We start from the raw sequence: 17604 nt of genomic DNA, 5'->3' as shown, positions 1-17604 counted from the left end.
AGTTGGAGGCCGGCGGGGCCCGCCTTCGCCTATTCCTGGTCGGGGACGGCCTGGACGGTGCGGCGGCGGGGGGCTACGCAGCAGCCACCGTCGGCCGGGGCCTGCTCGGGCGGGGTACCGATGCTGACGGCGACCGGGGCGGGCACGGCGACCGGGGCCGCGCAGCAGCCACCGTCGGCGCCCTGTTCGGCGGCAGGCTCGTCGAACAGGCCTGCGCCGCCACACACCCCGGTCTCCGGGAGGGTGAGCTCGACCCGCCGAGCGGCCTCGTGGTCGCCGGCGAGGTGGGCGGCGACGGAACGGACCTGCTCGTAGCCGGTCATGGCGAGGAACGTCGGAGCCCTGCCGTAGGACTTCATACCGACCAGGTGAACGCCCTTCTCGGGGTGGGAGAGCTCGTTCACGCCGTGCGGGTAGACGGTGCCGCAGGAGTGCTGGTTGGGGTCGATCAGCGGGGCGAGCGCCGCGGGGGCCTGGAGGCGGTCGTCCAGGTGGAGCCGCAGCTCGCCCAGAAAGGACAGGTCCGGGCGCAGGCCCGTCAGGACGATGACCTCGTCCAGATCCTCGGCGCGGTGGCCGTCCTCGGAGACGAGGGCGAGCCTGTCGCCGGCCTGTTCGACGCCGGCGGCCCGAAAGCCTGTGAGTGCACTGGCGTGCCCGTTCTGGACGGCGGCCTTGGCTGCCTGTCCCAGTGCACCGCGCGCCGGGAGCTGGTCGGCGCTGCCGCCGCCGAAGGTCGAGCCGGTGATGCCGCGACGCAGGATCCACACCGCGTGAGTGCCGGTCTCCTCCTCGGCGAGGTCGGCGAGCACGGCGAGGGCCGTGAAGGCGGAGGCGCCGGAGCCGACGACGGCGGTCCGCCTGCCCGCGTACCGGGTGCGCACGGCGGGGTCCCCCAGGTCGGGGACGCGATAGGAGATGCGGGCGGCGTGCGTCTTCTCGCCGATCGCCGGGAGGCCGTCGGCGCCGAGGGGGCTGGGGGTGGACCAGGTGCCGGAGGCGTCGATGACCGCGGCAGCGGTGATCCGCTCCTCACGGCCGTCGGCGGTGGTGACGTGGACGGTGAAGGGCTGGTCCTCACGGCCGGAGTCGACCACGCGGTCGCGGCCGCTGCGGGCGACGCCGGTCACCTGGCTGTCGTAGCGGACCTTGTCAGCGAGGGCGTCGGCGAGCGGCTGCAGGTACAGCTCGGCCCAGTCGGCGCCGGTCGGGTAGGTCGCACCGTCCGGGCGGGTCCAGCCGGTGGGGGCGAGGATCTTCTCAGCAGCGGGGTCAACGAGCTCGGCCCAGGTGGAGAACAGCCGCACGTGGCCCCACTCGCGCACCGCGGCGCCGGCCCACGGTCCCGCTTCGAGCACCAGCGGGGTCAGACCGCGTGCGGTGATGTGGGCGGCGGCGGCCAGGCCGATCGGGCCGGCGCCGATGACGAGGACTGGCAGGTCGTGGCCTTCGGGCATGGCGATGGTCTCCTTCGAGGTGAGCGGTCGGTGGAGATGAACCGCGTCTCTGATTCGATGAATATCGATGTTCTGGCGATCTCGACCTTGCCACTCGGGTTCGACAGATGTCAACATAGACGTATGTCGAATTCCGAGTTGGCGGTCCTGGAGCCCAAGGCCGTGCCCTGCTGCCCGCCGATCACCGCGGCGGAGCTGTCGGCCGAGGACGCGGTACTGATGGCCGCGATGTTCAAGGCGCTGTCCGACCCGGTGAGGCTGCGGCTGTTCTCGAAGATCGCCTCGCACCCGGGCGGGGAGGCGTGCGTGTGCGACATCCAGGACGTCGGGGTGTCCCAGCCGACCGTCTCCCACCACCTGAAGAAGCTGCGCGAGGCCGGACTGCTGACCAGCGAGCGCAGGGGCACTTGGGTGTACTACCGGGTCGCGCCGTCCGTGGTGGCGGGTATGGCCGCCCTGCTCGACCTCAACCGCTGACCCGCCGCCCGAAGGAGCCCCGTTGCCGCACGCCGTCGTCACCCTCGGGCCGATGGGGCCCGAGCACGCCGAGCAGGTCCTGGCGATCTACCGGGCGGGCATCGAGGAGGGCAACGCCACCTTCGAGACCGTCGTCCCCGCTTGGGACGCCTTCGACGCCACCCGCCTGACGGAGCACCGCCACGTCGCCCTCGGCCCGTCCGACGAGGTGCTGGGCTGGGCCGTGGTCAGCGCGGTCTCCGCCAGGCCTGCCTACGCCGGGGTCGTCGAGCACTCCGTCTACGTACACCCCGGCTGCCGCGGCCTCGGCATTGCCGGCGCCCTCCTGGAGGCGCTGATCGCCTCCACCGAGGCGGCCGGGATCTGGACCATCCAGTCCGGGGTGTTCCCGGAGAACACCGCCAGCCTCGCCCTCCACTCCAGAGCAGGGTTCCGCGTGATCGGCACCCGCGAGCGCGTCGCCCGCCACCACGGCGTCTGGCGCGACGTCCTGCTGATCGAGCGCCGCAGCCCGGCCATCGACTGACACCCCGCGCCCGCCAGTGACTGCCACGTCAAGAGGGTGGCGCACCGGGCGGCGGTCCGGCGCGCGGAGACGTGTACTGCGACGGGACGCGGAGGCGAGGGAGAAGCTCGGCGGCGACACCTACCGCAGTGGCCACCGCAGTGCCGCGGCCTTCGCGAAGAGTTGCTTCGCCGCCATCCGCAACCCCGGCAGCCACGAGGCCAACCTGCCCGAGCTGCCCGAGCGCGAAGCCTTGGAGCAACGGCGCTCTCAGCGTGCCGGCCCGGTGAGTGGCCCAGCGACGTCGGAGGCCTGATTCGCCGCTCGGCCCGGCAAGCCCGCGGGATTCACCGGCGGGCTCGCCGGGTCACGGCGTCATGGTCGCAGCGGTCAGGCGGCGGCGGTGTACTTCTTGCGCCAGGCGAGGGAGACGTAGACCAGGGCGATCAGGACGGGGACCTCGATGAGGGGGCCGACGACGCCGGAGAGCGCTTGGCCGGAGGTGACGCCGAAGGTGGCGATGGCGACGGCGATGGCGAGCTCGAAGTTGTTGCCGGCGGCGGTGAAGGCCAGGGTGGCGGTGCGATCGTAGGCGAGACCGATGGCCTTGCCGAGGGCGAACGTGCCGAACCACATGATCGCGAAGTAGACGAGCAGCGGCAGTGCGATGCGGGCGACGTCCAGCGGCTGGGAGGTGATGGTCTTCCCCTGCAGAGCGAACAGGACGACGATCGTGAACAGCAGCCCGTACAACGCCCAGGGGCCGATCCGGGGCAGGACGTTCGCCTCGTAGCGTGCGCGACCGAGCCTTTTCTCGCCGAGGCGGCGCGTCAGGAAGCCTGCGAGGAGGGGAACGCCGAGGAAGACGACGACGTTGAGAGCGATCTTCCACATGGAGATGTCCAGGCGCTGCCCCTCCCCCAGGCCCAGCCAGCCGGGCAGCAGGTCGAGGTAGAACCAGCCGAGCACCCCGAACGCGATCACCTGGAACATCGAGTTGAGGGCGACCAGGACGGCCGCGGCCTCCCGGTCGCCACAGGCGAGGTCGTTCCAGATGATCACCATGGCGATGCAACGCGCCAGGCCCACGATGATCAGGCCGGTGCGGTACTCCGGCAGGTCCGGCAGGAACACCCAGGCGAGAGCGAACATCACCGCCGGGCCGACGATCCAGTTGATCACCAGCGACGAGGTCATCAGCCTGCGGTCACCGGTCACGGCGTCGAGCCGGTCGTAGCGCACCTTCGCCAGCACCGGGTACATCATGACCAGCAGGCCGGCCGCGATCGGCAGGGAGATCCCGCCGATCTCGACCTTCGCCAGCGCGCCGTTCAGTCCGGGGACCAGCCGGCCGAGCCCGATGCCGGCCGCCATCGCGGCCAGGATCCACACCGCGAGGTAGCGGTCGAGGAAGGACAGCTCGGCCGCGACCGACAGACGGTCGGTAGACCCGGGCGCCGGGGCAGGCCCGGTGCGGGCCATCAGCAGGACCTCTTGGTGTCGGCGTTGGCGCGAGCAGTGGCCGCGAGGTCGGCGAACTGCCCCGACAAGGCCTCCAGCACCTCCGGCCGCAGCCGGTAGTACGTGAACCTGCCGCAGGGCTCGGTGTCCACCACGCCCGCCTCACGCAACACCTTGAGGTGGTTGGAGAGGTTGGTCTGGCGGGCGCCGGTCTCCTCCACCAGATGGGTGGTGCACAGGGTCTCGCGAGCCAACAGGGTCACGATCCGGAGCCTGAGCGGGTCGGACAGCACCCGGATCAGATCAGCGTCGACTGACATCATCATGGACTGATATTGTCACATCATCCGCGACTGATACCAGCCCGTACCGGCCGGCGCTTCGCGTCCGCCCCCGCCGGCCGCTGCGCCCGACCATGAAGGACACACCTCCGATGACCGCTACCGCGCCCGCCGCGTCCGTGCTGTTCGTCTGCGTCCACAACGCCGGCCGCTCCCAGATGGCGGCCGGATTCCTCGCCCACCTCGCCGGGGACCGCATCGAGGTCCGCTCCGCCGGCTCCGCGCCCGGCAACGAGATCAACCCGGCCGCTGTCGCCGCCATGGCCGAGGTCGGCATCGACCTCTCCGACCGGGCCCCGAAGGTCCTCACCGCCGAGGCCCTCCAGGCTTCCGACTACGTCATCACCATGGGCTGCGGCGACGCCTGCCCCTACCTCCCCGGAAAGACCTACCTCGACTGGAAGCTCGACGACCCGGCCGGACAGGGTGTCGACGCCGTCCGCCCCGTCCGTGACGCCATCCGCACCCTCATCGAGAACCTGATCGCCGAGATCGACGCCAAGTCCACCGCAGGCCACGAGAGATGACCCATGACCGACACCGCCGCCTGTACAGACGCCCATAGCGTGATCATCATCGGCTCCGGCCCGGCCGGACACACCGCCGCGTTCTGCACGGCCCGGGCCCAGGAGGAGAACAACGCCGAACACCGGCGTGTGCACGCCGGCGCAACCGCCCGGCATCCGTCCGCCCGGTGACATGAGAGCAAGTCGCGGGGGCGGTATGACTTCGGCGGTGCTCGGCAAGCCGGAGCGCGAGCCGCCTGGCCTGGCCTGGCCTGGCCTGGCCTGGCCTGGCCGCCACGATGGATGCCGCCGTCGAGGCCCGGCGCACCACCCACCCGGCCGTCCGGTGGTTCGGCGCCCGGCGCCCCGAAAGGCCGTGGGCCTCGACCGCGGGCGGGCTACGGGAGGGTGGGGAGGTAGTTCGGGGCGTGGCGGGCGTGGGTGGCCTGCTCGAAGGCGTAGGCATAGCCGAGCAGACGGGCGTCACTGAAGCGCGTCCCGAGGAAGGAGACCCCGAGCGGCAGTCCCTGGTCGGTATAGCCGGCCGGCACGGTGATCTGGGGGTAGCCGGCCACCACCGAGTTGTCGGTCGTGCTGGCGAACGGGCTGGGGGCGTCGGGCTGGAAGTCCACCGGCGTGGCGGGGAGCGTGGTGGGGGTGACGATCGCGTCGAGCTTGTGGACCGCGAGGGTGTCGTCGATGGCGCGCCGGGCCAGGTCGACCGCGGCGGCGCGGTGGGCCCGGTACTGCGGATCGTCCACATTCCCGTCGGTCTGCTCCGCCAGTTCGAAGTACTCCTGTCCGAACCTCGCCATGTCCTCGATGTCGGCGTGCTCTTCGTTGTACGCGATGAGGCCCGCCAGGTCGGCCGGGTGAGAGCCCGGCGTGGCCGCGAGGTAGGCGTTGACGTCGTGCTTGAACTCGGTCATCAGGGCCGGGAGCAGGTGCTCGTGGAGCTTCTCGGGCTGCGGCACGTCCGCACCCTCGACCACGGTGGCGCCCAGCTGCTTCAGCCGCCGGACGGTGGCGTCGAAGACCCGGTCCGCGTCGGGGCTGATGCCCGTGTGCCCCTCGCGCCAGACGCCGATCCGCTTGCCGCGCAGCGCCCCCCGGTCCAACACCGCGCGGTAGTCGGCCGGGAGCGTGCCCGCGGCGGGTGCGGTGTCCGGGTCCGCGGGATCCGGCCCCTGGATCGCCCACAGGGTCAGCGCGGCGTCGGTGACGTTGCGGGCGATGGGACCGGCGGTGTCCTGGCGGCTGGTGATCGGCACAATGCCGCTGCGGCTCACCAGCCCCAGCGTGGGGCGCACGCCCACCGTCGACGTGGTGGCCGCCGGGTCCACGATCGAGCCGCCCGTGTCGGTGCCGATCGTCACCGCCGCCAGACTCGCCGCCGCGGCCGCCGCCGACCCGCTGGACGAACCGCTCGCACTGCGGTCGAGCACGTACGGGTTGTGGGTCTGCCCGCCGACCGCGCTCCAGCCCGCGACGGCCATCGGGGAGCGGAAGTTGGCCCACTCCGTCATGTTCGCCTTACCCAGGACGACGGCCCCGGCCTCGCGCAGCCGCCGGACCAGTTCCGCATCCTTGGCGGGCTTCGCCCCCGACAGCGCCGTCGAACCGGCCGTGGTCGGCTGCCGGTCAGCGGTGTCCATGTTCTCCTTGAGCAGGACCGGGATGCCCTCCAGCGGTCCGCGCGCACCGTGGACGCGCCGCGCGCGGTCGCTCGCACGCGCGATGGCCGCCGCGTCGGGGTTGACGGCCACCACCGCCCCCAGACGCGGGTTCAGCCGACGGATCCGGTCGAGGTAGAGCCCGGTCAGCTGCTCGGAGGTCAGCCGGTGGCGCTCCATCGCCTGCTGCAGACCCGCAATCGTCACCCGGTCCAGATCCACCCCCGCGATCCGGTCCGCGGCCCCGGCAGGCCCGGCGTCGGCCTGCGCCGCCACCGGCGCCAGCAGAGCCATCGACACAGCCGCGACCGCCGCGCAGCGCAGCGGAGTCCTGACGAACGAACGCATGGTTGTCTCCCACCCTGTTGCCGAGGCACCCGGCACGGAGCACCCTTGCGGCTCCGCCCCGACGGCGCCACCCAGCCAAAGTACGGAGGGTGCGGCGCGCGGCCTCGATCTCGTACCCACCACGCTAGGCACGCCGCCCGCCCACCGACACGAGGCACACCCCCCAAACGATCAAGGGCCATCCCCCGAACCGGGGGTGGGGACTACCCCACCCCGTCACCGGCCCGACCAGTGCCAACAGGCTGTCAGACCGACAGACCGGAAAACTGAGGAGCCGACGTACGACCTGGCGGCCGGGGTCGTCACCGGCAGCCGACCCGCAGACAGGCTGCCCGAGCGCCGGCCGCGGCAATGCCCCGCACGGTGTTCGGCGATCCGGAGCGCGAGCTGACCGTGCTGGCCAAGACCACGGACGCCGCCGTCGAGGCCGGCCAGGCCGCCGCGCCCGGCCCGGAGGATCAGAGCCCGACACCCTGAACGCCACCGGCCCCGGCGGTGGCCGGGCCGGTCTGGGCGGGCGGCGGGCAGACGCGCGCCTCCAGCCCTCCAGCCGCTCCGCACTGTCCCGGCCCTCGGCGGCATCTTCGTCGAGGCATCGCTCGGCGTCCACGCGGTCGACCGCGAGGAGGTCGATGGCCGGGCCCGGTCGGGTTCGACGGCTGGCGGGCGTGGTCTCGGCACTCCCGGCCTTGGCGCATCGGCCCCGGAGAGGGTCATGCCTCGGCGCACTGCGCCGCGGGTGTCCCGTCCGCACAGGCGGAAGGGACACCCCCGGCGCGCGGGCGGCTCGCACCGATCAGGTCGCGCTGCACAGTGCACACGAGCGGCGCGGGCGCACCGGGTTGGTGCGGAAGGAGAATCCGTAGACCCCGAATTCGGTCCGGTTGTTGACGCTGTATTCGTCGCCCAGACCCGCTCGATCCAGGTCTTGTCGTCGAAGTCCCAGGGCCCGGCCGCGCTGCCACCGCCGCCTCCGCACTTCTCGGCTACGACGCCGTCGAAGGTGCACTGGAAGGCGTCGAACTTGTCGTGGCACCAGACCGGGATCCGGTCCATGTGCTCGGGCAGGAGGGACTTCGGGAAGGCGACGTACTTCTGCAGGAAAGTTCCAGTCATCGCCGTCCAGGACGCTTCCCCACCGACCCCCGTAGACGTGGATGGAGCGGTAGACCTTGTGCCCCTGGGAGTACTTGTCGGGGTCGAGGTAGGGCCAGATCTCCTTGACGTACTCGACGGCGGAGACCGTCATCTCCCGCTGGTATTCCAGGCGCTCGCGCATCACCCGGCCGTACTCCTTGATGACCTGGTCCTGGCCCGCCTTGTACCTGTCCAGAATCCACCAGGCGCAGGAGTCCTTGGAGTCGGGTTCTATCTCCTTGAGCAGCTCGTCCTTGTACCTCTGCACGGTCGAGCTCGCGAAGCCCCACTTCTCGCCGTGCTTGACCACGTCGGCGAGCAGGAGCATCCGCATGTTCGTCAGCTGGGCGGACATGGGGATCAACGCGACCGAGTACCGGCTGTCGCGGAAGGAGGGGTCGGCGGCGAGGATGTCGTCGTGGGCGACGGTCCAGTTCGTCCTGATGTGTTCGAGGTCGGTGCCCTCCTTCGCGAGGTCGACGTAGAGGGAAGCGACCTGCTGGATCCCGGACAACCGGTTCTGCAGGTCGGCGAAGTACGCCTTCTCGATCTCCTCCTCGACGAGCTTCTCGGCCCGGTCCTTGTGGGGCAGGTGGGCGGTGAAACCAGGTGCCGACACCGGAACGGCGCACTCTCCCCCGGACGCTCGGTCTCATAGTCCTGGACGAAGCACAGCACCGGCGGGTTGGGCAGCACCTCCAGATCGAGGCCGAGTTCCTCAAGCAGCTCCCGTCGCAGCGCCTCGGTGAAATCCTCGCCGTCCTCGGCCACGCCGCCGGGGAAGGAGAACTGGTCTCCGGCCGGGCGCTGGCGGCGGATCAGACACACCCGGCCGTCACGGACCAGCACCGCGCACACCCGGCCCCGGACCGGCCCGGCCGCCGTGCCGGCGGTCACGGCCGGGCCCAGGCCGGGCAGGCGGGCAGGCGGGCTCGTGCAAGTGGTGCGGACGACCACCCCGCCCAGGGTCAGGTGCTCGCTGAACCAGGTCCGGCAGCACCCGGCGCTGCTCGGCCTCACCGGGGCCGGGGGCTATCCGGCACGGTCCGGGGAGGCGGGCGCGGAGGCGGTGGGAGCGACCGGGCGACTGCGACGGCGGCGCCTGGTGATGGGTGTCGTCATGTCGCGGGCTGTGCCCACCACGCCGTCCCGCCGAACCCCGCCGCCACCCGGACGGCGGACCGCAGTCCGTTCTCACTGGCCGCTGACCTGCGACGACACCCGAAAATCACCGGGTCCGAGGCGAAACTCCCCACCGCAGGCCAGCAGGGGTGCCGAAGCTCCCCAGTGCAGGTCAGCGGCCTGTGGCGGCCTGTGAGCGAGGGCAGGACCAGGTCGGTACCGGCGCCACCAGGAGCTGGTGCGCCTCGCCTCGGCGGCCGCGGCTTCGACGGCCGGTCCGCTCGCGCTCGGCGGCCTCGTCTTCCCGGTCGATCTCCACCAAGAGGGACCGGGACGTCCGTGCCGGACGGTGAGAACCAGGTCGGCGAAGCGCGAACGGCGGCCGGACGACCAGGAGGAGTTCTCGGTCGAAGGGGCTCCTTGGTTCTCGGCGGTCAGGCGAAGCAGGCCACGGCGGTGCCGCGGATCCCCCATGCTAGTTTTGAACGCGTTCAAGCACTGAACACGTTCAAGCACAGGGGGTGCGGGATGGTCAGGCTGGTGTTCACCTGGACGATGGCTTTGCTGCTGGCGGCGCAGCCGGTCGCGGTGGTGGTCTGGTGTCTGGGGCAGATGGAGCGGACAGACCCCCTGTTTCTGGCGCCACTGTGGGGGTCCGGGGCCGTGGTTGTCCTCTTCCTGGCGAGCCGGCTGGTGGTCCGCAGGACGATGGCCCGGTGGCGGGCCGAGATGCGGTGGCTCGGCCGCGCCGCGGGCCGCTACCTGCTCTGCTGCCTGACGCCCGTCCTCCTGCTGTACGTCGTCGCGGCGCTGCGGGCACCCGGCGGCGAGGACGAGTACGGCTACCCGCTGCCGAAGCCCGAGCATTATCTGGACCAACTCGGCTTCCTGGTCATCTGGATGACGGTACCAACGCTCGTTCTGCTACTCGTCCAGTCACCCCGGGCACAGCGGGGCCGTCATGTGGGCGGGCTCGTGGCGGTGCTTCCCAACATGGTCCCGTCGTTCTTCGCCCTGCTCGGGTACGAGATGGCGTTGGTGCCGGTCGTGCTCCAGACGGTGTACGCACTCGCGGTGATGCCGTCCATCGGCACCGTCGGCGGCCGCGCGGGCGGCGATCGGAACGCCGGCCGCCGGTGGCGGCGCCCCTACGGTCACCTCTCAGCGGGCGTGGCGGCGAACTCGCCTACACCGCCCCCACCGGCGGCCGCCGCCGACGGCTGCGTGCCTTCATCGAACTCCACCGCCCCGGCACCGGTACCGAACACGCCGCGGCGCAGCTGGCGGGCTGCGCCCGGCTCTGGGAGCAGCCCGGCCCCGACGGCACGGGGCGGGAGTGGTAGCGGCGCTGACGGGCGTTCCCGAGCGTGATGGTCGTCCTGGTCGGTACCCCGGGCACCGCCGCCGGCGCGGCGGTGGAGGACGTGCTGCTGGTGGCCGAGGAGAACCCGGCCGTCGCCGACCTGCTGGCCGCCGTTCCGGCAGGCGCCGCCCGCCTCGAGGACCTGGCCAAGCACGGACCAGCACCGCACACACCCGCACCCGGCCCGGACCGGCCACCCGTGCCGATGGTCACCGGGCAGGCGGGCTCGTGCCAGATGGTGCGGACGACTACTCCGCCCGGAGTCAGGTGCTCGCTCGACCAGGCCCGGCAGCACGCGGCCCTGGCCCGGCCGGGCCAGGGCCGGCGCCATCCGGCGCAGACTGGAAGGGCGGGCGCGATGGGCGCGGCCGGACGGCGGCGCCTGGTCATGGGTGTCGTCATGCGCAGGCTCCGCCCACCCCGCCATCCCGCCGAGCCCCGCCACCACCCGGACGGCGAACCGCAGTCCGTTCCAACCGGCCTCTGACCTGCGACGACGCCCGAAGCTCGCCGGGTCCGAGGGGAGACTCACCGCCCCAGGGGCGAAACTCCCCGGTGCAGGTCAGCGGCCTGCACCGGAGAGGGGGGCCGGGTCAGGACCGGCGCCACCAGGAACCGCTGCACCCTTCCCCGCGCAGGTCCACGCCACGGTATTCGCCGGGTGCTATTGGCTCCGTGCGAGGAGTCGACGACAGTGGCGGGTCAGCTGGCGGTGGCGGTCGGCGCGGTGAAGGTCTCTCGCGGCCCGAAGTCGGTGTAGGTCAAGGTGATGGTGCTGGTGACGGTCTTACCACCGGTGGTCATCTTCATGGACTGCGTCTGGGCCAGGACGCGGCCGGCCCGGTCGATCCAGACGTCGAACTGCTTGCCGTCGACGCCCTTGTCGAGCATCTTCTGGTACTCCTTGGGGTCGATGGCCTTGATCTGGGCGGCCGTCAGACCAGCACCGAGATGGTAGGCGGGGACCCCGTTCTTCTGTTCCATGCCCTTGCGGGCGGCGGGGCCGGCATCGACGAGCGCCTTGACGTAGGCGTTGAAGTCGTCGCCCCGGGCCTCGTTGACGACGTCCTCGGCGCTCCACGTGCTTCCCGGCTTGGTCCTGTCACGCGTGAAGATCATCGTGCCGGTGCTGACCGTGTCCATCCACAGCATCGGCTCGTCGTCGCCCCCGAGCGTCATCTTCGACTCGGTCCGGCCCTCACGGGTCGGCGTGTTGTAGTTGACCCGACCGGTCCCCGTGAGAACGGACCCCACCTGGCCGCCCGCCGTCGCGGTGGTCTTCATGGTCTCGGTGGCGGCGTAGGGCGCCCGGTCGGCATTCGCCAGGGCCACCGCAGGGTCGAACGCGCCGGCGGCGTCGACCGGCGCACCGGCGGGGCTCGGCATCGCGGTCGCTGCCGGAGTCGGTGCGACGGTGGGCGTGTCCGCGGTCGCAGCACTGCTCGCTGTCCCGGTCGGCGCGCTGCTGGTGGTCCCGCTCGGCGTGGCCGGGGCGCCGGCAGCCGTCGGGGCGGACTGCGCGTCGCCGTCGTTGCAGGCGGCCACGGCGGACAGGGCGAGCACCGTGGCAACGGTGATCAGGGCGGAACGACGGCTCGTCACAATTTCTCCATCAGGTGAGGTGAACAGGGGAAAGATTCTCACGAACCACCGACATTCCCGAACGTAATTTCGACAGCCTCGCCGGATGCCCCACGGTCGACACAAGCGCGGGCGCGAACGGGAATCGGCAACTGATACCTCGGCATGGGGTCCGCTTCACCACTGTCCCCGAGCCGACCGAACGACGGCGCCGGACCGCGCGTGTCACTGCTGCCACCGGCCGGGTGACCGCTGTCCCGACCGGGGCGTCCACTCCGCGGGGCCGACACCACAACGACACCGGCCTGCCCTCCCGGGGATGAGAACCCGCCCGGGGTCCGGCGTGAGGAAGACGATCGACGCCGTGTCCGGGGAGCGGTCACCAGGACAGGCGGCACTCCCGACAGTGGCCGGCCCGTACTCCCGCGCGCGCCGCAGGCCGGCGTACCTCCGATCCCGGCTCAGGCCGGCCGGTCGATGAGGGTCCGAGCAGTGTCCTGCCGTGCCTCGTCCTCGTAGATGCCGGTGAAGATGCCGCCGCTGCGGCGGGGCCCGGGCGAGTTCCGCGTGGATCTGGGGCAGGGCGGGGACGTCGGCGAGCGGACGGACGCTCTCCAGGACTCAGGCGGCATCGGTTCAGAAACCGGCCTACGCGTGGAGGGCCGCGGTTGCGCCGCGTTGCTGGTCCTGGCGCACGCAGGTGGTGAGGGCCTCGGCGAGTGCGGGCACGGCCGCCGGGTCGCCGAGCTGGCGAAGGACGGCAACCAGCGCGCAGGTTTCCGGCCAGGACCAGCCCTGGGAGAGGTCCGCGTCGGCCAGGAGCCGGGGCAGCCAGGGAAGTAGTTCGCCCGCGGCCTGTGGTAGGTGGACGACGGCGCGCCAGGCGTCGACATCGGTGTCCAGTGCCCTGCGTCCACCGGCACAACCGGGACCCGAAAACCGCCCGTACTCGAGGCGTTCGGCCGCCGACGCAGGTGGTGCCGCGCGGACTCGGGCGGGTTCCTCGGTACGGCGGCGTCCTGCCGTTCCGTTCCGAAGCCCTCCGCCATGAGCAGTGATCATGGCGGAGGGCTTCGGAGCGGATCGCGGCGGTCGTCCCGGTGCCGGGGGATCACCTTCGGCGCGGATCCCCGGCCGGCACCCGGTCTGTGAGCGGGTCAGCGCAGGGTGCGCAGGAAGATGTCCGCCTTGCCGTTGGTGTCGCCGGGGACGAGGTCCTCGGCCGTGGACTGGAAGACCACGTGGCGCCCGCCGGCGCTGACCGTGTCGATCCCGGCCGTGGCGGGGCGGTCGGTCACGGTCTCGTCGGTGCCCGTCTCCAGGTCGCGCAGCGTGAGCGGCGCCGGCCCGGTCGTACCCGACGGGGTGTGCAGGAGGTAGCGGCCGGTGGGGTCGACGGCGACGCCCTTCACGCCGGGTACCACCAGGGCGGTGCCGGACGCGACGTCGTGGACGTACGTGTCGGGGCCCGAGAGGTAGACGACCTTGTTGCCGTCGTCACTGAGCTGGACGAGCTCGGCCGCCCTGCCGGGACCCTCGATCGGACCGGCGGCGGTGTTGCCGGCCCAGTCCCACAGGAAGACGTCGTGCTCACCGCCGTCCTGGTAGGCGAGACGGGTCCCGTCGCCGCTGATGGACGGCCGGACCGCCGCGGTGTTGTGGATGATGTCGACGGTCTGCAGGGCCCCGGTGTCCGGCCTGCGGACCTCGACGCGCTGATTGGGCTCCGGCGGCCTGAACCTGATACTGAAGGCCTGGTGGTTTTCGTTCGCGCCCATGGACGCCTCGCAGGTGAAGAGCGAGCAGGTGTAGGCGGACGTCCATCCCCGGCTCAGATGCTCCTGGTAGAGGGCGGTGTTGGCGAACCTGGGTGCCAGATAGGCGAGGACCTGCCCGTCGCCACTGAGCATGGGCGGCGCCGACGCGTACCCGTCGAACTGCCGGTTCTGCCCCGTCGCCAGATCGCGGACGAACACCCGGTCGTTCCTCCCCGTATTGCCGGGGGTCAGGTTGTTCGCGTACGAGGTGAACACGGCGCGGTCGCCGGCCGGCGTGATCGACACCCGGGCGGAATCATCGTTGGCCTGGGTGCCGTCGGCCGCGACGCTGACCCTCTCGATACCGGCCGAGCGGACGCCGGCACCGCCCACGCCCCCGGCAGGCCCGGCCCAGGCCGCTCCGGGCAGGGCCGCCGCGACCACACAGACCACGGCCGCCGTGCTCAGGGCGACCCGTCCACGTCTGACCGTTGTGACCCGGTTCGTACGTCCTCGCATGTATCCCCCCACGCAACTTCCGCTTCGGCTCCCCGTTCGGAGAACCACCGACCATCAAAAAGCGCCGGAGCGACGCGGTCAACGCGTAGACGCGCCAGATGACCCGCCTGGACAGACGGTTTCGGTCATCCGGGAACCGTCCCCGCCACTCGGCCAACTCCCGCCCCAATGACGACAGTCGGCCCCGGCGAGGCCTGGGCGGCGGTCACGGGAGGACTCCTCACCGATCGATCACCGCCGGGACCGAGAAACCGCCCCGCCGCCGGCCGGCACTCGAAGCACCCGCCGCCGGCCGGCCCGGCCCCGGCCGCCCCCCCTCGCGGAAACAGGCCATCCCCGCCCCGGGCCGTGGCCGCAGCGGCCTTGGTCATCCGGCTTCGTACGTGACCGTCCTCCGGCCGGCAGCTACGGCCTGGCGCGTCGGTTGAACCGGGACTTCTCCAGCTCCGACAACGGCGGCTCAGGCGCCGGCCCGGTTTCGTTGTAGACGGCGATGGGGTCGTCCGACGCTGACCACGAACCGACCCACAAGGGTTCACGAGTTGCTGTGGGCCTGTCGGAGGTGGCTCAGCGATCACCATCGGGGAGTCGTCCGGCCTTGGTGACAGGTCCGGACCACCAGTCCGGTTGACCGGCGGGCCGCCGAGAGGCTTCCGGTTCTCGGTGGGCCGACTCCTCGGCCCTGCGGTGCGGTGCGGGGCGGCCTGGGCCGGCTCAGGCTCTCAGGCGGGGGTGGGGTGATCAAGGAAACGGATACGCGCACGTTCGCGGCGTTGGGCGGCCGGAACGTCGGGGTGGCGGGCGTCGGCGTCGTGCCAGCGTCGGTGGGCGTGCAGCGCGCGGGCCTGAACCGGGTGGTTCGGAGCCCAGTGACGGGTCCTCCTGTCGTTGCGGGTCGAGAGACTGTCCATGATCACGTGGCCGGGGCACCGTTCGGAAGCGCCGCTCGGATCGATCCGAGCGCGGCCAAGCCGATATCCCCTCGCCCCACAGCGCCCCGAGACGCTACAATCCACACAGGAGCCACTGGACGCCCACCTCACGGTGCGGGAACCTGGCCCCATGGCACAGCGGACACGGTCCGCGGCCGGCCGCTCCGGATAGCAGGCAGACCGACGCTCCCCGCCCTCCCGGCCAGGCACATCGGCAGTACATGAGCGCCGCCCCGCAGTGGCCGCTTCCCGGGAAAGATCCGCGCTCCTGGCAGACGGTGAACCCCGCGTGCTCACCTCCCTCGCCCACACCGGGGCGCTGGAGCGCCGGACCGCCACCCGCGGACACAACCGCCAGGGTCCGGACGCTCCGGCCGAACTCGTTCCCGAGCTCCGCACCCAGCCGGCAGCGCCACCAACCGCGCCGCTCCACGCCACGTCCGGCCCGCCCAGTGCCGCCAGACACCCTCTGACTCAACAGGAGTACCAATCTCGTGACGACCACCACCGAACCCTCGACCACCACACCGCTGGACAGCCTGCTGAAGGCCGACCTCCATCGACTCGCCTCCGCCCTGAGCGTCCCGGGCGCCTCCCGCCTGCGCAAGGGCCAACTCGTCGAGGCAATCACCGCCAAGCGCCTCGCCGGCCGACCGACCCCGCCCACGGCCGGTCCCGGTCCCAGGCCCGCCGACACCGAAAGCCCAGGGGCCCGCCCCGCACTGCCGCCTCAGCGAACCCGCGACCGCGCCGGCCGGCCGGCGCAGCCCGCCACCACCGCGGGGAGCGGCCTCGTCCCGGCCTCCGGAGTGCTGGACATCCACGACGGGAACGCCGTCCTGCGGACCTCCGGCTACCTCCCCGGCCCCACCGACCTGCACGTGCCCGCCCGCCAGCTGCGCGCTCTCGGCCTGCGCTCCGGCGACGTCCTGACCGGCGCCGCACGCCCGCACAGCGGCGACCGCCGCCCGCTCCTGGAGCGCATCGACACGGTCAACGGCCGCCCCGCCGACAACCTCCCGCCCCGGCCCGCGTTCAACGACCTGACGCCGCTGTACCCGCAGCAGCACCTGCGCCTGGAGACCGGCCCGCGCGAACTGATCGGCCGGGTCCTCGACCTGGTGGCCCCGATCGGAAAGGGCCAGCGCGGTCTGATCGTGGCACCGCCCAAGGCCGGCAAGACGATGGTCGTGCAGAGGATCGCGGCGGCGATCGCCCACAACCACCCCGAGACGCACCTGATGGTCGTCCTGGTCGACGAGCGTCCGGAGGAGGTCACCGACATAAGGCGCTCGGTCAAGGGTGAAGTCATCGCCTCCACCTTCGACCGGCCCGCCCGCGAGCACATCGCCGTCGCCGAACTCGCCGTCGAGCGCGCCAAGCGACTCGTCGAACTCGGCCACGACGTGGTGGTCCTGCTCGACTCCGTCACCCGCCTCACCCGTGCCCACAACGCCGCAGCACCCGCCCACGGACGAACCCTCAGCGGCGGCCTGGACGCCACCGCCATCCAGCGCCCGAAGAAACTCTTCGGCGCGGCCCGCAACGTCGAGAACGGCGGCTCGCTGACCATCCTGGCCACCGCCCTCGTCGACACCGGCTCCCGCATGGACGACCTGATCTTCGAGGAGTTCAAGAGCACCGGCAACATGGAGCTGCGCCTCGACCGCCGCCTCGCCGACAAGCGCCTCTTCCCCGCCGTCGACGTCCGGGCCTCCGGCACCCGCCGCGAGGAACTCCTCCTCGGCCACACCCGCACCCCCGCCGCCCGGACCCTCCGCCGTGTCCTGGGAAACCTCGACCTCCAGCCGGCCGCGGAACTGCTCCTGAACCGCCTCAAGCAGACCACCACCAACACCGAACTTCTGCGCCAGGTGGCAACCAGCGCCCCGACTCCCCCGGCCTGAACCGAACCGGCACCATGTCCTGGAACTCCACCGCCCCTCGCCCGGTCGGAAGTCGTCGTTCTGCCGTGCGGTAGTCCACTCGTGCCCGGCGAAGCGAGCTCTCCGCCCGTCTCACACAGGTGGGCGGCCGCGGGTCGCCCGAATCCCTCCCGGAGGGGCGCCGCCGGCCCGTATGCTGCGGGCCCTGGGCCAGGGTGGACCGGCGGGGGGTTGGGTGCGAGCGGGGGGTGTGCTCGACGGGCGGTACCGGTTGGTCCGCGAGCTCGGCCGGGGCGGATTCGGTGTCGTGTGGGAGGCCTACGACTCCCGGGTCGGCAGGCCCGTGGCGGTCAAGACGGTTCGGAACCTCGCCAGGCTGCGACACTGCCCTTCAGTACAGACACGACACCGCTGTCCAGCGACACACAGCACTGACCGGTAGGGCGCGGTCTGCCCGCGCGCTTCCTCCCCCGCGACCTCGGGCTCGGCCGCCCGGGCCTCCAGGCCCGGCTGGACGCCGCCCACGAGGACACCTTCAG

15 protein-coding genes and 2 pseudogenes are annotated in these 17604 nt (G+C 72.0%); 9 read left to right on the top strand and 8 right to left on the bottom strand.

Annotation, left to right across the window (positions count from 1 at the left end; all coding sequences use genetic code 11):
- Positions 1-29: 29 nt before the first annotated feature.
- Positions 30-1457 carry an NAD(P)-binding domain-containing protein gene (locus ACFWOG_RS14920; protein WP_380358413.1) on the bottom strand — a complete coding sequence of 476 codons (1428 nt, stop codon included), beginning with the start codon at positions 1455-1457 and terminating at the stop codon, positions 30-32.
- 123 nt (positions 1458-1580) lie between these two features.
- Here ACFWOG_RS14920 and ACFWOG_RS14915 point away from each other — a divergent pair, with 123 nt between their 5' ends.
- On the top strand, positions 1581-1934 hold the full coding sequence (locus ACFWOG_RS14915) for an ArsR/SmtB family transcription factor (protein WP_380358410.1): 354 nt from the start codon (positions 1581-1583) through the stop codon (positions 1932-1934).
- Positions 1935-1986: 52 nt separating this feature from the next.
- Positions 1987-2460 (top strand): N-acetyltransferase family protein, encoded by a 474-nt coding sequence (locus ACFWOG_RS14910; protein WP_329880161.1) that lies wholly within the window; start codon positions 1987-1989, stop codon positions 2458-2460.
- Positions 2461-2829: 369 nt separating this feature from the next.
- Here ACFWOG_RS14910 and arsB read toward each other — a convergent pair whose 3' ends face one another.
- Together arsB and ACFWOG_RS14900 are read right to left on the bottom strand one after the other, a co-directional pair.
- On the bottom strand, positions 2830-3921 hold the full coding sequence (gene arsB / locus ACFWOG_RS14905) for an ACR3 family arsenite efflux transporter (RefSeq protein ID WP_380358408.1): 1092 nt from the start codon (positions 3919-3921) through the stop codon (positions 2830-2832).
- On the bottom strand, positions 3921-4226 hold the full coding sequence (locus ACFWOG_RS14900; RefSeq protein WP_329880157.1) for a metalloregulator ArsR/SmtB family transcription factor: 306 nt from the start codon (positions 4224-4226) through the stop codon (positions 3921-3923). Before ACFWOG_RS14900 ends, arsB begins: the two co-directional genes overlap by 1 nt.
- A 107-nt stretch (positions 4227-4333) precedes the next feature.
- Between ACFWOG_RS14900 and ACFWOG_RS14895 the strand changes: the two genes are divergently transcribed.
- The gene (locus ACFWOG_RS14895) at positions 4334-4768 is read left to right on the top strand and encodes an arsenate reductase ArsC (protein ID WP_329950440.1); all 435 of its coding nucleotides are present in this window, start codon (positions 4334-4336) and stop codon (positions 4766-4768) included.
- A gap of 3 nt (positions 4769-4771) precedes the next feature.
- Positions 4772-4939 carry a hypothetical protein gene (locus ACFWOG_RS14890; RefSeq protein WP_380358404.1) on the top strand — a complete coding sequence of 56 codons (168 nt, stop codon included), beginning with the start codon at positions 4772-4774 and terminating at the stop codon, positions 4937-4939.
- A gap of 206 nt (positions 4940-5145) precedes the next feature.
- On the opposite strand, the gene ACFWOG_RS14885 is transcribed toward ACFWOG_RS14890, so the two are convergent.
- On the bottom strand, positions 5146-6768 hold the full coding sequence (locus ACFWOG_RS14885) for an amidase (protein WP_380358401.1): 1623 nt from the start codon (positions 6766-6768) through the stop codon (positions 5146-5148).
- Between the two features lie 351 nt (positions 6769-7119).
- Here ACFWOG_RS14885 and ACFWOG_RS14880 point away from each other — a divergent pair, with 351 nt between their 5' ends.
- Positions 7120-7245 carry a hypothetical protein gene (locus ACFWOG_RS14880; RefSeq protein WP_380358398.1) on the top strand — a complete coding sequence of 42 codons (126 nt, stop codon included), beginning with the start codon at positions 7120-7122 and terminating at the stop codon, positions 7243-7245.
- 319 nt (positions 7246-7564) lie between these two features.
- Here the strand turns inward: ACFWOG_RS14880 and ACFWOG_RS14875 are convergent, their stop codons facing one another.
- Positions 7565-8524 (bottom strand): insecticidal delta-endotoxin Cry8Ea1 family protein, encoded by a 960-nt coding sequence (locus tag ACFWOG_RS14875; RefSeq protein WP_380358395.1) that lies wholly within the window; start codon positions 8522-8524, stop codon positions 7565-7567.
- A 77-nt stretch (positions 8525-8601) separates the two neighbouring features.
- A pseudogene (locus ACFWOG_RS14870) lies at positions 8602-8754 on the bottom strand (NUDIX domain-containing protein); the annotation flags it as partial.
- Between the two features lie 801 nt (positions 8755-9555).
- Between ACFWOG_RS14870 and ACFWOG_RS14865 the strand changes: the two are divergent.
- On the top strand, positions 9556-10398 hold the full coding sequence (locus tag ACFWOG_RS14865) for a hypothetical protein (protein ID WP_380358392.1): 843 nt from the start codon (positions 9556-9558) through the stop codon (positions 10396-10398).
- Complete coding sequence (locus ACFWOG_RS14860; RefSeq protein WP_380358389.1) at positions 10395-10877, top strand: hypothetical protein; 483 nt, start codon at positions 10395-10397, stop codon at positions 10875-10877. Before ACFWOG_RS14865 ends, ACFWOG_RS14860 begins: the two co-directional genes overlap by 4 nt.
- Before the next feature lie 215 nt (positions 10878-11092).
- Here ACFWOG_RS14860 and ACFWOG_RS14855 read toward each other — a convergent pair whose 3' ends face one another.
- Both ACFWOG_RS14855 and ACFWOG_RS14850 read right to left on the bottom strand, forming a co-directional pair.
- Positions 11093-11992: a hypothetical protein gene (locus tag ACFWOG_RS14855; protein WP_380358386.1), complete on the bottom strand. Its 900-nt coding sequence runs from the start codon at positions 11990-11992 to the stop codon at positions 11093-11095.
- 1136 nt (positions 11993-13128) lie between these two features.
- The gene (locus tag ACFWOG_RS14850) at positions 13129-14247 is read right to left on the bottom strand and encodes a hypothetical protein (protein ID WP_380358384.1); all 1119 of its coding nucleotides are present in this window, start codon (positions 14245-14247) and stop codon (positions 13129-13131) included.
- A gap of 1426 nt (positions 14248-15673) precedes the next feature.
- Here ACFWOG_RS14850 and rho point away from each other — a divergent pair.
- A complete protein-coding gene (gene rho, locus ACFWOG_RS14845; RefSeq protein ID WP_380358381.1) occupies positions 15674-17086 on the top strand; it encodes a transcription termination factor Rho in 1413 nt (470 codons plus the stop codon).
- Positions 17087-17512: 426 nt separating this feature from the next.
- A pseudogene (locus ACFWOG_RS14840) lies at positions 17513-17604 on the top strand (class I SAM-dependent methyltransferase); the annotation flags it as partial.

Origin of the sequence: Kitasatospora sp. NPDC058406 (assembly GCF_042722765.1) — a bacterium.
Taxonomy (GTDB): domain Bacteria; phylum Actinomycetota; class Actinomycetes; order Streptomycetales; family Streptomycetaceae; genus Kitasatospora.
Note: the sequence above shows the minus strand (reverse complement) of the source record. Positions and strands in the feature narration are given on the sequence as shown.

Bases quoted from the DNA above. Each gene is read 5' to 3' on its own strand.
- ACFWOG_RS14920 (WP_380358413.1), bottom strand. From the start codon at position 1,457: ATGCCCGAAGGCCACGACCTGCCAGTCCTCGTCATCGGCGCCGGCCCG.
- ACFWOG_RS14915 (WP_380358410.1), top strand. From the start codon at position 1,581: ATGTCGAATTCCGAGTTGGCGGTCCTGGAGCCCAAGGCCGTGCCCTGC.
- ACFWOG_RS14910 (WP_329880161.1), top strand. From the start codon at position 1,987: ATGGGGCCCGAGCACGCCGAGCAGGTCCTGGCGATCTACCGGGCGGGC.
- arsB (WP_380358408.1), bottom strand. From the start codon at position 3,921: ATGGCCCGCACCGGGCCTGCCCCGGCGCCCGGGTCTACCGACCGTCTG.
- ACFWOG_RS14900 (WP_329880157.1), bottom strand. From the start codon at position 4,226: ATGATGATGTCAGTCGACGCTGATCTGATCCGGGTGCTGTCCGACCCG.
- ACFWOG_RS14895 (WP_329950440.1), top strand. From the start codon at position 4,334: ATGACCGCTACCGCGCCCGCCGCGTCCGTGCTGTTCGTCTGCGTCCAC.
- ACFWOG_RS14890 (WP_380358404.1), top strand. From the start codon at position 4,772: ATGACCGACACCGCCGCCTGTACAGACGCCCATAGCGTGATCATCATC.
- ACFWOG_RS14885 (WP_380358401.1), bottom strand. From the start codon at position 6,768: ATGCGTTCGTTCGTCAGGACTCCGCTGCGCTGCGCGGCGGTCGCGGCT.
- ACFWOG_RS14880 (WP_380358398.1), top strand. From the start codon at position 7,120: ATGCCCCGCACGGTGTTCGGCGATCCGGAGCGCGAGCTGACCGTGCTG.
- ACFWOG_RS14865 (WP_380358392.1), top strand. From the start codon at position 9,556: ATGGTCAGGCTGGTGTTCACCTGGACGATGGCTTTGCTGCTGGCGGCG.
- ACFWOG_RS14850 (WP_380358384.1), bottom strand. From the start codon at position 14,247: ATGCGAGGACGTACGAACCGGGTCACAACGGTCAGACGTGGACGGGTC.